Source organism: Pseudonocardia sp. Cha107L01, assembly GCF_052566575.1.
The window spans coordinates 521,006-535,154 of sequence record NZ_CP199579.1 but is presented as its reverse complement, the minus strand read 5'-3'; the positions used below and the strand labels follow the sequence as shown (position 1 = coordinate 535,154).

Below are 14,149 nucleotides of genomic sequence, written 5' to 3'. Positions count from 1 at the left end.
CGCCGGTGGCAGCGCCGGTGGCAGCGCCGGTGGCAGCGGAAGCGGCAGCGGCGGTGCCGGCGTGACCCGCCGGCTACTGGACCCACCCGGCCGGAGCGCGTCACGGCGCCCGTTCCGGCTCCTGCTCGGCGTCTGCACCCTGGCCACCTGCGGCTACTCGCTGCTGCTCTCGGTGGTGCCGCTGTGGGTGTCGACGGGTGGCTCCGGGGCGTTCGGCGCCGGCGTGAGCACCGGGGTGTTCATGCTCACCACGGTGCTGACCCAGCTCGGCGTGCCGTGGCTGCTGCGCCGGTTCGGGCACCGCGTGGTGCTGGCGGCCGGCCTGGCGTTGCTCGGGGCGCCGACGCCGCTGCTCACGCTGTCGGCGGAGTTGCCGCCGGTGCTGCTGCTGTCCGCGCTGCGCGGAGTCGGGTTCGGGCTGTTCACGGTGGCCAGCGGGGCGTTGGTGGCCGAGCTGGTGCCGCCCGCCGAGCACGGCCGCTCGACCGCACTGTTCGGGCTGGCCACCGGGGTGCCGCAGCTGGTGCTGCTGCCGACCGGGGTGGGTGTGGTGCAGCACGTCGGGTTCGCGGCGGTGTTGGTGGTGGCGGCCGTCCCGCTGCTCGGCGTGCCGCTGCTGCCGTTCCTGCGCACCACCTCGGGCGCGCGCTCCGCCCCGGTCACGTCACTGCCCGAACCCGACCCGCTCGCCTCTCCGGACCTGCGCGCCTCGCCCGGGCTAGTGCCGCCGCCGGCCGCGACACCGCCGCCGACCGTCGCCCCGACCGGGTCTGGAGCGCGGTCGAGAGGCTCGGTCGGCCCGGTGCTGGCGATGCTGGGCTGCGCGACCGCCCAGGGTGCGCTGATCACGTTCCTGCCGCTGGCGTTCGCCGGGCCGGGTGTGGTGGTGCCGGTTGCGCTGTTCGGGACCGCCGGCGGGGCGCTGCTGGGCCGGGTCGTGGCCGGTCACCTGGTGGACCGCCGTGGTCTTGGCGGGCGGCTGCTCGGTCCCGGGGTGCTGATCGCGGTCGTCGGTCTGCTCGCCGAGGTACTGGTGGCACCGGCGCCGTCGGTCGGTGGGGCGGTGCTGCTCGCGTCCGGGGCGGTGCTCGTCGGGTTCGGCTTCGGGCTGGTGCAGAACGACTCGATGGTGGCGCTGTTCGCGGCGGCCGGCGCGGCACGCTACGGCCGGGCCAGTGCGCTGTGGAACATCGCCTTCGACGCGGGTACCGGCGCCGGGGCGGTCGGACTCGGCGCGGTGGCGGAGCTGTTCGGGTTCCGGGTGACCTTCGGCGCGGCCGCCCTGCTGCTGGTCCTGGTGCTGCCGTTCACCCGGGCCGGCCGCCCGAACCGCGGCTGAGCCACAGCTGAGCCGCGGTTCACCAGTCGTGAGTGGCCAGCGTTGCTCTGACAACGCTAGCCACTCACGGGGGTCAGCTGCCTCGGGTGATCCATTCCTCCAGGTGCGGCGACTCGGCGCCGATCCGGGTGGAGTCGCCGTGGCCGGTGCGCACCTCGGTGTCGGCGGGCAGTGTCAGCAGCTTCGTCCTGATCGACTCGACGATCGTGTCGAAGCTGGAGTACGACCGCCCGGTGGCACCGGGGCCGCCGTTGAACAAGGTGTCGCCGGTGAACACCACGCTGAGCTCGGGCGCGTACAGGCACGACGAACCGGGTGAGTGCCCCGGCGTCTGCAGTACCCGCAGCTCGATACCGCCGGCCCGCAGCACGTCGCCGTCCGTGAGCTCGCCGTCCGGCTTGCGGTCCGGCCAGGTCATTTGCCACAACGGCGCCTCGGCCGGATTGAGCAGGATCGGCGCACCGAACCGGTCAGCCAACGCCGGCGCCTGGTTGACGTGGTCGTCGTGCGCGTGCGTGCACACCACGGCCACCACCCGCCGATCACCGACGGCGGCGGCGATGGCGTCGGCGTCGTGCGCCGCATCGATCACCAGCACCTCGTTGGCGTCACCGACGAGCCAGACGTTGTTGTCCACGTCCCAGGTGCCGCCGTCGAGGGAGAACGTGCCGGAGGTGACCAGGTGCCCGATCGCGTCCGAGGCGCTCACAGCAGCACCACCGAGCGCAGCACCTCGCCGCGCTCCATCCGGTGGAAGGCCTCCTCCACGTCGTCCAGGCTGATCGTCTCGGAGACGAACTTCTCCAGCGGCAGCCGGCCCTGCAGGTGCAGGTCGATCAGTGCGGGGAAGTCCCGGCTGGGTAGGCAGTCGCCGTACCAGGACGACTTGGTGGCCCCGCCGCGCCCGAAGATGTCGATCAGTGGCAGCTCGAACATCAGGTCCGGCGTCGGCACCCCGACCAGCACGGCGGTACCGGCCAGGTCACGCGCGTAGAACGCCTGCTTGAACGTCTCCGGCCGGCCGACCGCGTCGACGACCACGTTCGCCCCGTTGCCGTCGGTGAGCTCCTGGATCGCCTCGACCGGGTCGACCTCGCGCGAGTTCACCGTGTGCGTGGCGCCGAAGTCCTTCGCCCACTGCAGCTTCCGGGGGTCGATGTCCACCGCGATGATCGTGGTGGCCCCGGCCAGCCGGGCGCCGGCGATCGCCGCGTTGCCCACGCCGCCGCAGCCGATCACCGCGATCGAGTCGCCCCGGCCGATGCCACCGGTGTTGATCGCCGCGCCGATGCCGGCCATCACCCCGCAGCCCAGCAGTCCGGCCACCTCGGGCTTCGCCGCCGGGTTCACCTTCGTGCACTGCCCGGCCGCGACCAGCGTCTTCTCCGCGAACGCGCCGATGCCCAGCGCCGGGGACAACGCCTGGCCCGAGGCCAGCGTCATCGGCTGCTCGGCGTTGAACGTCGAGAAGCAGTACCACGGCTGCCCGCGCTTACAGGCCCGACAGGTACCGCACACCGCCCGCCAGTTCAGGATCACGAAATCGCCCGGCTCGACATCGGTGACGCCGCTGCCGACCGACTCCACGATCCCGGCCGCCTCGTGCCCGAGAAGGAACGGGAACTCGTCGTTGATCCCACCCTCCCGGTAGTGCAGGTCGGTGTGACAGACCCCGCAGGCCTGCACCTTCACCACCGCCTCGCCCGGACCCGGATCCGGCACCGTGATCGTCTCCACCGACACCGGCTTGCCCTTGGTGTGCGCGACGACCCCGCGTACCTCCTGCGCCATGACTCAACTCCCGCGTCTGTGTTCAAGGCTTGTGTGCCCTACGGACGACCTCACCGGACAGCTCGCTGCAGCCCATGCGGCGGGGCCTATGTTTCCTTCGGCAGCGTGCCAGAGTTGGCCGGTCAGCGGGGGCTGGGGACGGTAGGTTTCCCAAATGATCGAGCGAACGGACGCCGGGTCGGTCGCCGTGCTGAGCATCGCGCACGGGCCCGTGAACGTGATGGACACTGTGCTGCTGCGCCACATCACCGAAACTTTCACGGCCCTGGCCGCCGAGCAGCCGGCCGCGGTCGTGCTCACCGGCGTGGGCCGGGCCTTCTCCGCTGGTGTCGACCTGCGCAGCCTGCTGGACGGCGGCGCGGACTACCTCGCCGAGTTCCTGCCGGCGCTGAGCGAGGCGCTGCACGCCGTGTTCACCTTCGGGCGGCCGCTGGTGGCGGCGGTGAACGGGCACGCCATCGCCGGCGGCTGTGTGCTGGCCTGCTGCGCCGACCTGCGGCTGATGGCGACCGGCAAGGGCCAGATCGGCGTCCGGGAGTTCAAGGTCGGCGTGCCGTTCCCCCGGGTGCCGCTGGAGATCATGGTGCACGCCGTCGGTGCCAAGACGGCCGGCCGGCTGGTCTTCGGTGCGGACACCTTCACGCCGCCCGACGCACTCGCCCTCGGACTGGTCGACGAGGTCGTGGAGCCCGGCGAGCTGCTCGAGCGCGCCGTCGCGGCCGCCACCGAGCTGGCCACCGCGAGCCCGCCGGACACCTTCGCGCTGACCAAGGCCCAGCTGCGCCGGGACACCGTGGAACGGATCGCCAGGTACCGCGTCGACGAGGACCCCGAGGTGGCGCGCGTCTGGGCCGCCCACCAGTCCGACGGGTGGATCGCGGACTACCTGGCGTCGGTGACCGGCAAGCGCTGAGCCGGGGTCGTGAGTGGCGAGTGGTCCCCTGGGACCGCTCGCCACTCACGGGGTCAGTGCAGGGGCCGGGGGTCGCCGAGCGCGTCCCGGATCAGCGGCGGGATCTCCCGCTTGCCGAGGACCGTGCCGTTCTCGAGGCCGACCACCACGTACACGATCCGGCCGTTCGTAGTCGCCTCGCCGTTGTCCCGCCGCACCTGGAAGTCCAGGGCGAAGCTGGTACGGCCGAACCGGGAGGGGGCCACCGCCACCACGATCGACTCGCCGAACCGCACCCCGGACCTGTAGTCGATCTCCGAGCGGACCAGCTGGACGTCGTAACCGGCGGCCATCATCTCCAGGTACGGCAGCCCCCGGTGGTTGAGGAACGCCGTCATGGCGTCGTCGAAGTAGGTCAGGTACCAGCCGTTGAAGACCACGCCCTGGACGTCGACCTCCATGTAGCGCACGTTGACCGGGAACGTGAAGACCTCGGAGTCGGTGGGTGCGGCCATGTCACCGACATTAGTGCGCCGTCAGGCCGCCGGCTCGGGGCGCGCCTCGGCGGTGGGCACCCTCTCGAGATCGGCGTCCACCCGGGTGATGACCTGACGAACGCGTAGTCCACCGGCGACGGTCGGGTAGTCGGCTACCCGTGACGCGCGGACTGTCCCACGTCACGCTGGCTGACATGACCAGCACGCTCGGCAGTGGCCTCGACATCCTGCGGACTTCGATCGACGGCCAGCTGAGTGCCCCCGGCTCCGCCGACTACGACGAGGTCCGCCGGGTCTGGAACGGCGATATCGACCGCAGGCCGGCGGTCATCGTCCGGTGCGCCTCTGCGTCCGATGTCGCGCTGGCGATCGAGTTCGGCGTCGCGCGCGGGCTGGAGATCGCGGTGCGCGGCGGTGCGCACAGCATGAGCGGCGCCAGCACCGTGGACGACGGCCTCGTGATCGACCTCAGCCCGCTGAACCGGGTGAGCGTGGACCCGGTGGCGAAACTGGTGCGGGTCGGTGGCGGCGCGCTGCTGTCCGACCTGGACGCGGCCACCCAGGAGCACGGCCTCGCGGTGCCCAGCGGCATGGTCAGCCACACCGGTGTCGGCGGGCTGACCCTCGGCGGCGGCATGGGCTGGCTCACCAGGTTGGGCGGGTTGAGCATCGACAACCTGGTCTCCGCCGAGGTGGTGACCGCCGACGGCAGCGTGCTGCGGGCCTCGGCCGACGAGCACGCCGACCTGTTCTGGGCGATCCGCGGCGGCGGCGGCAACTTCGGCGTGGTCACCGAGTTCGAGTTCCGGCTGCACGAGGTCGGCCCGATCGTGCACCTCGGGTTCCTGTTCTGGGGGCTCGAGCAGGGCGCGCAGGTGCTCCGGCTGGCCCGCGAGGTCATCCCCGGCCTGGACCGGCGGCTCAACGTGCTGATCGCCGGGCTGAACGCGCCGCCGGCCCCGTTCGTACCGGAGCAGTACCAGGGCCAGCCCGGTTACGCCCTGCTGGTCACCGGATTCGGCAGCGCCGAGCAGCACGCGGAGGTCGTCGCCGGCATCCGTGCCGAGCTGCCGCCGCTGGTCGAGTTCGTGACCCCGATGCCGTTCGCGGCGGTGCAGCAGCTGTTCGACGAGGCGGACGCGTGGGGGATGCACTGCTACGAGAAGTCGGCCTATCTGGACGAGATCACCGACGGGGCGATCGAGGTCATCACCGAGCAGGTGCCGCTACGCAGCTCGCCGCTGTCGGTGATGCTGTTCTACCGGCTGGACGGGGCGTATTCGGAGTTCGGCGAGGAGGACACCGCGTTCAGCGGCCGGCGCACGCCGAAGTACGCCGTGTTCATGGTCGGCGTGTGCCCGGAGCCGGAGCTGCTGGTGGCCGACCGTGCGTGGGCCCGGTCCTGCTGGGAGGCGCTGCGGCCGCACACCCCGGGCGTCGGCTGCTACATCAACGCGTTGACCGAGCAGGACGAGTCGCGGGTCCACGCCGCCTACGGCGAGGCGAAGTACGAGCGGCTGGCCCGGATCAAGTCGAGCTACGACCCCGGCAACGTCTTCCACCGCAACCTCAACATCAAGCCCGGCTGACCCCCGGACCGGTGGGGCTCGGGCCCGGCCGACCCGACCGGTCGGGCCCGAGCCCGACCGGTCCGTGCGGCCAGCCGGGCCGGCCGACCGGGTGGTCCGCCTTGGGCAGGGCCACCGGACCGAGCTGGACGTCAGGCCCGGCTGATCGGCGAGCCGACCAGGTCGGCCAGCGCGGCGCGGTCGGCCAGGCCCAACCGGGTGCAGGCCCGGTAGATGTGCCCCTCGACGGTCCGGACCGAGACGTGCAGCCGCTCGGCGATCTGGCGGTTGGACAGGCCGGTGGCGGCCAGGGTGGCCACCTCGCGTTCCCTGGCACTGATCGGCGGCGCGGTGCCGGCCCGCAGCGCCGGCGTGCGGGCGTCCTCGCAGCGCTGGGCGAGCGCAGCGGCCCGCGCACCGGCGAACGCGGCCGGCGCGGCGCGACCCTGGGCCCGGAACTCCTCGGCCGCCTGTGCGGCGCAGTCCGCCGCAAGCAGCACCAGTCCGGACCGCTCCAACTCCCCGGCCACCGCGAGCAGCGCATCCGGGTCACGTGCCGCGAGGGCGGCGGCGTGCGCGGCCGCCGAGGGTGCGCGGGGCCCGTCCACCCGATCGGCGAGCCCGGCCAGCGCGGCGGCCTGCCGGGTGTCGCCGAAGCACACGGCGGCGTGCCTGGCCACCACCTCGACCGCCAGCTGCCCGGAGGCACCGGCGAGCTCGGCGGCCGCGACGGCCAGCTCGATGCTCTGTCCGACGGCGCCCTCGGCGGCCGCCACCCACGCCCTGGCCAGCGTTATCTCCGGTTCCACGCAGCGCATCAACGGATGGCGGGAGAGTTCGGCCCTGGCCAGCGCGTCCCGCGCCTGGGTCGCGTCGCCGGCCATGGCCAGCGCCTGCGCCAGTGCCGCTTCGAACAGTGCCGTCCAGCCGCCGCCGCGACCTGGGAAGAACGGGAGGATGGCGCGCAGCTGCCGGGCCGCCGTCCGGACCTGGCCGCTGTCCAGCGCGATCCGCCCACCGGTGGCATCCCGGGCCATGGTCGCGTACCGGCCAGGCAGCTCGCGCAGCCAGGCCAGGTGCTCGCGGGCCCTGCCGGGGTGCCCGGCCAGGCCCAGCCCGTAGGCCTGCCAGTACCGGACGTTGAACTGCATGGGCGCGGTCTCCGAGGAACTCACCGCGGCCGTCACCACCCGGTCCACCAGCTCGTCGAGGTGGTCGGTCCGCCCGCGCAGCGCGTTCGCGCAGACCACCGCGTAACCGGCCCAGCTGACCGCGAAGCTCTGTGCCCCCGGGGAACCGAGTACCCGGGTGCCGAGCGCGAGCCCTTCGCCCAGCCGGTCCAGCGCGAGCTCGAACATGGCCCGTACCCCGTCCAGGTGCAGGCGCGCCGCCGGGTCGCCGTCGCCGAGCGCCGCTCCGGCCTCGTCGAGCAGCGCGATCGCCTCGCCCGGCCGACCCTGCAGGAAGCCGCGATTCGCCGCGCGCAGGCCGGCCGCCCTGGCGCGCTGCTCGTCGGTCGCGGCCAGCGCGGCGGCCAGTTCGAGCTCCGGCTCCGCCTCGTCGGGGCGGACCGTCCAGGACAGCGTCAGCCCCAGCGCGAGTCGCGGTTCGAACCCGCCGCCCGCGTCGCAGGCCGCCCGGCACAGTCGTTCGGCCAGCCCCCAGTCCGACAGCGCGGCGGCCTCGGTCGCCGCGTCAGCCAGCAGCGCCGCGTCCGCCGGGGTGTCGCTGTCCAGCGAGAGCACGGCCAGGCGCAGGACGTCGCCGGTGCGCCGGTGACCGGTCGAGGCCAGCGCGCGGAACAGCTCGCCCCGGCGGCGCCGCGCCCGGAGCGAGCCGGCCCTGGCGCGGACCGCCTCGCCGTAGAGCGGGTGCGCCAGCCGGGCCTCCAACCGCCGGTCGGCGAGCGAAACGACGATCAGGCCGCGCTCGGCGGCGGAGTCCACCACCGGGTGCCCGACCAGCGAGCCCAGTAGTTCCGCCCCGACCGGTTCACCGAAGGCCACCAGTTCCAGCAGCCGCCGGTCCTGCTCGGTGAGCAGCCCGATCCGGGCGTCGATCAGATCCCGCAGCTCCGGGCCGATCTCCGGCTCGCCGAGCCAGCGCCACTGCCCGTCGACCGGCGCCAGCCGCCCTGACCTGCGCTCGCCGGCGACCAGGTGCCGCAGCAGCAGCACGTTGCCCCTGGTCACCGCGAACAACCGCTGCCCGCTCGCCGTCTCCAACTCGTCGCCGAGCACGGACTCGACCAGCGCCACGGTGTCCCGCTCGTCGAGGCCCGGCACCTCCAGCCGCTCGAGGAGGGTGTCCTTCCACAGGGTGGTGACCGCGTCCGGCGCCGGCTCGCCCTGGCGCACGGTCACGACCAGCCGGACCGTGCGCTCGAGCGCCAGCTGGTGCAGCAGCGTGGCGGACACGTCGTCGAGCAGGTGCGCGTCGTCCACCGCGAGCACCTCGACCGCCCCGCGCAGCGCGGCGCCGACCCGTCCGAGCAGGGTCAGCTCGGTCCCGCCGCCGGCTTCGGCGACGAGTGCGGCGAACGCCCCCAGTGGGATGTTGCGCGATGACGCGGTCGCGCCGACCCAGCGGGTGGTCCGGCCGCGGCGACCGGCGTCGGCGGTGATCTCCCTGGCCAGCCGGGTCTTGCCCACCCCGGCGGCGCCCGCGAGCACCACGCCGCCGGACTCGCGCAGCGCGGCCACCGCCCGGGCCTGCTGGCCCGAGCGCCCGGTCAGCGGCCAGTCGCGGGGCATCCTGGGAGTGTCCCAAGAACAGGTGTCACTCGAAAGGTGTTAGGGCCGTCCGCCCGGTGGACCGGTCCGCCCAGTGGACCGGTCGGCCCGGTGCGCCTGCTCAGCGGCCCTGCTCAGCGGCCCTGTTCAGCGGCTGGGCGCGCGTTCCGGGGTCACCGGCCGCCGAGCATCCCACCCAGTACGCCGCCGAGGCCGCTGCCGGTGGTACCGGCCTGCTGACCGCTGCCGGTGCCGCCCACCAAACTGCCGGCCACCTCTTCGGACGGCTGCACCACGACGAAGCCCTGGCCGGTGAAGCTCATGGTGAACGCCTCACCGCTGCTGCGGCCGAGCAGAGTGCCGAGGCCCAGCTGGTCGGCCCGGTGGAACCCGGTGCGCAGCCCAGCGGACCAGCACACGGCGGCCTGCGGGTCGGCGTAGGTCGGCTGGTCCACGTTCAGCACCACCGGCGAGCCCTTGCAGGTGATCGCGATGCGGCCGGCGCCGGTGAACAGGCAGTTGAACAGGCCCGAGGTGGACAGCATCCCGGCGCCCTGCACCCGGTGCAGGTCCCAGCTCAGGGTGGACTCGAAGGCGAGCACGTTGGCGCCGTTGATGGTGAGCCCGTCGTTCTGGCCCTCGAGGTCGATGAGGAAGATGTCCGCGGCCCGGTCGGCGAGGAACAGGTCGCCCTGGCCGGTGGCCCGCATCAGTGGGATGCCCTCGCCGGTGAGCTGCTGCTTGATGAACTTGCCGATGCCACCGGAGCCGAGGCCCTCGAAGTTCATCTGGCCCTGGTAGGCCACCATCGCGCCCTGCCTGGCGATCACATCGCCGTTCAGCGCGACCTTGAGCATCTTCGAGTTCTGCAGGGTCAGACCGGCCTTGGTGGTCTGTGCCTCCGCATGGCTGGGGGCGAAAAGGTCGCTGCGCATGGGTCCTCCTCGGGACGAGCCGCCAGCGTAGGACAGCCGGGGCTTCACTCAGGAAGGAAATTCGCCCACCCCGTACCGCTCGTTACCGGGCGGCTAGCCGGCGTCGGTGTAGCGCTCCCGGATGGTGCGGTTGATCGCGCGGCCGAACGCGGTCACCACGCCCTGCACGGTGATCGGCTTGATCCGGGTGAACAGCTCCCGCATGTGGGCCCGCTCGGCGACCGGCCGGCCCCGGTCCCGGTAGGGCTGCAGCACCTCGTCCTGGAACAGCCGCATCAGGTCCTCGGCCAGCGCCGCGGTGTGCCGGCCGATCAGCTCGTGCGAGCGGCGCAGCAGCTCAGGGCGCAGCCCGATGTCCAGGCTGGCCAGCGCCGAGGCGAGGGCGGCCGCGCCGTGCAGCATGACGGTGCCGTCCTGTTGCAGCTCGAGCACGCCGAGGGCCTCCAGCGAGGCGAGCTCCTCCGGGCTCAGCTCGCGGCCGGCGCGGCGGTCCAGCTCGTCGGCGGTGACGGACTCGAGCCGCTCCGGCACCCACGGCGCGAGCAGCGCCCGCTGCAGCACCAGGTCCTCGACCGCGATGGTTTCCGGCAGGGTGGCCAGGAAGCCCTCGATGGCGGCCAGGGTGAAGCCGAGGCCGATGAGCTCGGAGATCAGGTCCAGTCGACTCAGGTGATCAGGTCCGTAGAGCCCGAGGCGGCCGCGCAGCTTCGGCGGCGGCAGCATGCCCTTGCCCGCGTAGAACCTGATGGTGCGCACGCTGATCCCGCTGCGGCTGGCCAACTGGTCGATGGTGAGCTCTTCGGTTGCGGCGGATGAGGCGGCGGTCACGGCAAGGAAGCCTACCGAGTGCTTGACCTATATGACAGTGCTGCTGTAACAAAGGAGTTGACTGCAATGCCGCACCCGAGCCTGGAGAGGTTCATCAGCTATGAGCACCGGTAGCTCTACCGGGGGCATCCCCGACGCGTACATCTACGACGCGATCCGCACCCCCCGCGGCCGAGGCAAGGCCTCCGGTTCGTTGCACGAGGTCAAGCCCATCTCCTTGGTGGTCGGCCTGATCGACGAGATCCGTCGCCGGTTCCCCGAACTGGACCCGGCGACCATCGACGACCTGGTTCTCGGAGTCGTCTCGCCGGTCGGCGACCAGGGCGGTGACATCGCCAAGACCGCCGCGATCGCCGCCGGTCTGCCGGACACGGTGGCGGGCGTCCAGCTCAACCGGTTCTGCGCGTCCGGCCTCGAGGCGGTGAACACCGCGGCGCTGAAGGTCCGTTCCGGCATGGAGGACCTGGTGCTGGCCGGCGGCGTGGAGGCCATGTCCCGGGTCCCGATGGGCTCGGACGGCGGCGCCTGGGCGATGGACCCGGACACCTCGTACACCACCGGTTTCGTGCCGCAGGGCATCGGCGCCGACCTGATCGCCACGCTGGAGGGCTACTCCCGCACGGACGTGGACACCTTCGCGGTGGAGTCGCAGACCCGGGCGGCCAAGGCCTGGGCGAACGGCTACTTCGCGCGCTCCGTGGTTCCGGTGCGCGACCGCAACGGGCTGACCGTGCTGGACCGGGACGAGCACATCCGGGCCAACTCCACGCTGGACACGATGGGTTCGCTGCCGGCCTCCTTCGCGATGGTCGGTGACCAGGGCGGCTTCGACGCCGTGGCGCTGCAGAAGTACCACTGGGTCGAGAAGATCAACCACGTGCACCACGCCGGCAACTCCTCCGGCATCGTGGACGGCGCCTCGCTGTGCCTGATCGGGAACGAGGCGGCCGGCAAGGCCGCCGGGCTCACTCCCCGGGCGCGCATCGTGTCCACCGCGGTCTCGGGCGCGGATCCGACGATCATGCTCACCGGCCCGGCGCCGGCCAGTCGCAAGGCGCTGGCCAAGGCGGGCCTCACGGCTGACGACATCGACCTGTTCGAGATCAACGAGGCGTTCGCGGCTGTGGCCCTGCGGTTCATCAAGGACATGGGCATCTCGCACGACCAGACCAACGTCAACGGCGGTGCGATCGCGATGGGCCACCCGCTCGGTGCCACCGGCGCGATGATCGTCGGCACCCTGCTCGACGAGCTGGAGCGCCGCGAGCTGCGTCGAGGCCTGGCCACGTTGTGCGTCGGCGGCGGCATGGGCATCGCCACCATCATCGAGAGGGTCTGAACACCGTGAGCGAGCAGAACGCGGTCCGCTGGGAGAAGGGCGCCGATGGCGTCGTCGTCGTCACCCTCGACGATCCCGGCCGCAGCGCAAACACGATGAACGACCGCTACAAGGCGGCCATGGGCGAGTGCGTCGACGCGCTCGCCAAGGACAAGGACAACATCACCGGCGTGATCATCACGTCCGCGAAGAAGACCTTCTTCGCCGGTGGCGACCTGGACAGCCTGATCAAGGCCACGCCGGCCGACGCGCCGGAGGTGTTCAAGAACGTCACCGAGGTGAAGGCCCAGCTGCGCAAGCTCGAGACGCTCGGCAAGCCGGTGGTCGCCGCGATGAACGGCACCGCGCTGGGCGGCGGCCTCGAGATCGGGCTGGCCACCCACCACCGCATCGGGCTGGACGCCAAGGGCGTGGTCTACGGACTGCCCGAGGTCACCCTCGGCCTGCTGCCCGGCGGCGGCGGGGTCACCCGGATCACCCGGCTGCTGGGCATCGCGGCCGGCTTCATGGGCGTGCTCGCCCAGGGGCAGCGGCACAGCCCGGCCAAGGCGCTCGAGGTCGGCATCGTCGATGAGCTGGCCGCGACGCCGGAGGAGATGCTGGACAAGGCGCGCGCCTGGATCGCGGCCAACCCGGAGGCGGCCCAGCCGTGGGACAAGCCGGGCTACAAGATCCCCGGGGGTGCCCCGGCCAGCCCGAAGCTGGCGGCCATCCTGCCGGCGTTCCCGGCCAACCTGCGCAAGCAGCTCAAGGGCGCGCCGATGCCGGCGCCGCGCAACATCCTCTCCGCCGCGGTGGAGGGCGCGCAGGTCGACTTCGACACCGCGCTGCGCATCGAGGGCCGGTACTTCACCGAGCTGGTCGTCGGCCAGGTGTCGACGAACATGACCAAGGCGTTCTTCTTCGACCTGCAGGCGATCAACAACGGCAAGTCCCGCCCGGACGGCCACGACAAGTGGCAGCCCACGAAGGTCGCGGTGCTCGGCGCCGGGATGATGGGCGCCGGGATCGCCTACGTGTGCGCCCTGGCCGGCTGGGAGGTCGTGCTCAAGGACGTGTCGCTGGCCGCCGCCGAGAAGGGCAAGGAGTACTCCGAGAGCCTGGTCGCCAAGGGTGTGAAGCGCGGCAAGGTCACCCTGGAGAAGGGTGAGGCGCTGCTGCAGCGGATCACCCCGACCGACGACTACAACGACCTGGCCGGCGCCGATGTGATCATCGAGGCGGTCTTCGAGTCGGTCAAGCTCAAGCAGGAGGTGTTCCGGGAGGCGATGAAGGTCGTCGAGCCGGACGCACTGCTCTGCTCGAACACCTCGACGCTGCCGATCACCGAGCTGGCCGCCGGTCTGGACCGCCAGGGCGACTTTATCGGGCTGCACTTCTTCTCCCCGGTGGACAAGATGCCGCTGGTGGAGATCATCCGTGGCGAGCGCACCTCGGACGCCGCGCTGGCCAAGGCGTTCGACCTCACCCTCGGCATCAAGAAGACGCCGATCGTGGTCAACGACAGCCGCGGCTTCTTCACCAGCCGGGTCATCGGCACCTTCATCAACGAGGGCATCGCGATGGTCGCCGAGGGCATCGACCCGCAGACCATCGAGCAGGCGTCCTCGCAGGCCGGCTACCCGGCCCCGGTGCTGCAGCTGATGGACGAGCTGACCCTGACCCTGCCGCAGAAGATCCGCAAGGAGTCCCGGGCGGCGGTCGAGGCCGACGGCGGCACCTGGGTGGAGCACCCGTCCGAGGCCGTGGTGGACCGGATGGTGGACGAGTTCAAGCGGCCCGGTCGCTCCGGTGGGGCCGGCTTCTACGACTACGTCGACGGTCAGCGCGGCGCGCTCTGGCCGGGGTTGCGTACCGAGCTCGGCGCCGACAACCACGACGTGGACGTGCACGAGCTGTCTGAGCGGATGCTGTTCGTGGAGTCGCTGGAGACGTGGCGCTGCGTCGACGAGGGCGTGCTCACCTCGATCCCGGACGCCAACATCGGGTCCATCTTCGGCATCGGGTTCCCACCGTGGACCGGCGGCGTGCTGCAGTACATCGACGGTTACCCGGGCGGCAAGGCCGGCTTCGTGGCCCGCGCCGACGAGCTGGCCAAGAAGTACGGTGACCGGTTCACCGTGCCGGACTCGCTGCGCACCGCCGCGGTGAGCGCGGCCGGGGTCACCGCCGCGTAGGTCCGTCCAGGTCAAAGCTCGTGAGTGGCTGGCGTTGCGATAGCGACGCCA

The 14,149-nt window shown here is 72.2% G+C and carries 11 protein-coding genes; 5 read left to right on the top strand and 6 right to left on the bottom strand.

The window, feature by feature from the left end; all coding sequences use genetic code 11:
- Nucleotides 1–61: 61 nt before the first annotated feature.
- Nucleotides 62–1,339 carry an MFS transporter gene (locus ACTXG6_RS02505; protein ID WP_445186136.1) on the top strand — a complete coding sequence of 426 codons (1,278 nt, stop codon included), beginning with the start codon at nucleotides 62–64 and terminating at the stop codon, nucleotides 1,337–1,339.
- Between the two features lie 73 nt (nucleotides 1,340–1,412).
- Here ACTXG6_RS02505 and ACTXG6_RS02500 read toward each other — a convergent pair whose 3' ends face one another.
- Nucleotides 1,413–2,048 (bottom strand): MBL fold metallo-hydrolase, encoded by a 636-nt coding sequence (locus ACTXG6_RS02500; RefSeq protein WP_445186135.1) that lies wholly within the window; start codon nucleotides 2,046–2,048, stop codon nucleotides 1,413–1,415.
- Nucleotides 2,045–3,130 carry an S-(hydroxymethyl)mycothiol dehydrogenase gene (locus ACTXG6_RS02495; protein WP_445186134.1) on the bottom strand — a complete coding sequence of 362 codons (1,086 nt, stop codon included), beginning with the start codon at nucleotides 3,128–3,130 and terminating at the stop codon, nucleotides 2,045–2,047. The genes ACTXG6_RS02500 and ACTXG6_RS02495 overlap by 4 nt, the downstream gene beginning before the upstream one ends.
- A gap of 154 nt (nucleotides 3,131–3,284) precedes the next feature.
- Here ACTXG6_RS02495 and ACTXG6_RS02490 point away from each other — a divergent pair, with 154 nt between their 5' ends.
- Nucleotides 3,285–4,043 carry an enoyl-CoA hydratase/isomerase family protein gene (locus ACTXG6_RS02490; protein ID WP_445186133.1) on the top strand — a complete coding sequence of 253 codons (759 nt, stop codon included), beginning with the start codon at nucleotides 3,285–3,287 and terminating at the stop codon, nucleotides 4,041–4,043.
- A 53-nt stretch (nucleotides 4,044–4,096) separates the two neighbouring features.
- Here the strand turns inward: ACTXG6_RS02490 and ACTXG6_RS02485 are convergent, their stop codons facing one another.
- Entirely contained in the window at nucleotides 4,097–4,537 is a 441-nt protein-coding gene (locus ACTXG6_RS02485; protein WP_445186132.1) for an acyl-CoA thioesterase, read from the bottom strand.
- A 176-nt stretch (nucleotides 4,538–4,713) separates the two neighbouring features.
- Between ACTXG6_RS02485 and ACTXG6_RS02480 the strand changes: the two genes are divergently transcribed.
- Entirely contained in the window at nucleotides 4,714–6,108 is a 1,395-nt protein-coding gene (locus ACTXG6_RS02480) for an FAD-binding oxidoreductase (protein ID WP_445186131.1), read from the top strand.
- Between the two features lie 131 nt (nucleotides 6,109–6,239).
- Here ACTXG6_RS02480 and ACTXG6_RS02475 read toward each other — a convergent pair whose 3' ends face one another.
- The 3 genes from ACTXG6_RS02475 to ACTXG6_RS02465 all read right to left on the bottom strand — a co-directional run bounded on the left by ACTXG6_RS02475 (nucleotide 6,240) and on the right by ACTXG6_RS02465 (nucleotide 10,582).
- On the bottom strand, nucleotides 6,240–8,840 hold the full coding sequence (locus ACTXG6_RS02475; RefSeq protein ID WP_445186130.1) for a LuxR C-terminal-related transcriptional regulator: 2,601 nt from the start codon (nucleotides 8,838–8,840) through the stop codon (nucleotides 6,240–6,242).
- 152 nt (nucleotides 8,841–8,992) lie between these two features.
- Nucleotides 8,993–9,754, bottom strand: coding sequence for an AIM24 family protein (locus ACTXG6_RS02470; protein WP_445186129.1), 762 nt, complete (start codon nucleotides 9,752–9,754; stop codon nucleotides 8,993–8,995).
- A gap of 93 nt (nucleotides 9,755–9,847) precedes the next feature.
- A complete protein-coding gene (locus tag ACTXG6_RS02465) occupies nucleotides 9,848–10,582 on the bottom strand; it encodes a MerR family transcriptional regulator (protein ID WP_445186128.1) in 735 nt (244 codons plus the stop codon).
- A 100-nt stretch (nucleotides 10,583–10,682) separates the two neighbouring features.
- Between ACTXG6_RS02465 and ACTXG6_RS02460 the strand changes: the two genes are divergently transcribed.
- On the top strand, nucleotides 10,683–11,921 hold the full coding sequence (locus tag ACTXG6_RS02460) for an acetyl-CoA C-acetyltransferase (protein WP_445186127.1): 1,239 nt from the start codon (nucleotides 10,683–10,685) through the stop codon (nucleotides 11,919–11,921).
- A 5-nt stretch (nucleotides 11,922–11,926) separates the two neighbouring features.
- The gene (locus ACTXG6_RS02455) at nucleotides 11,927–14,098 is read left to right on the top strand and encodes a 3-hydroxyacyl-CoA dehydrogenase NAD-binding domain-containing protein (protein WP_445186126.1); all 2,172 of its coding nucleotides are present in this window, start codon (nucleotides 11,927–11,929) and stop codon (nucleotides 14,096–14,098) included.
- Nucleotides 14,099–14,149: the final 51 nt, after the last annotated feature.

Excerpts from the sequence above, each read along its gene's own strand:
- ACTXG6_RS02495 (WP_445186134.1), bottom strand. The coding sequence starts at position 3,130 with ATGGCGCAGGAGGTACGCGGGGTCGTCGCGCACACCAAGGGCAAGCCG.
- ACTXG6_RS02490 (WP_445186133.1), top strand. The coding sequence starts at position 3,285 with ATGATCGAGCGAACGGACGCCGGGTCGGTCGCCGTGCTGAGCATCGCG.
- ACTXG6_RS02485 (WP_445186132.1), bottom strand. The coding sequence starts at position 4,537 with ATGGCCGCACCCACCGACTCCGAGGTCTTCACGTTCCCGGTCAACGTG.
- ACTXG6_RS02480 (WP_445186131.1), top strand. The coding sequence starts at position 4,714 with ATGACCAGCACGCTCGGCAGTGGCCTCGACATCCTGCGGACTTCGATC.
- ACTXG6_RS02475 (WP_445186130.1), bottom strand. The coding sequence starts at position 8,840 with ATGCCCCGCGACTGGCCGCTGACCGGGCGCTCGGGCCAGCAGGCCCGG.
- ACTXG6_RS02470 (WP_445186129.1), bottom strand. The coding sequence starts at position 9,754 with ATGCGCAGCGACCTTTTCGCCCCCAGCCATGCGGAGGCACAGACCACC.
- ACTXG6_RS02460 (WP_445186127.1), top strand. The coding sequence starts at position 10,683 with ATGAGCACCGGTAGCTCTACCGGGGGCATCCCCGACGCGTACATCTAC.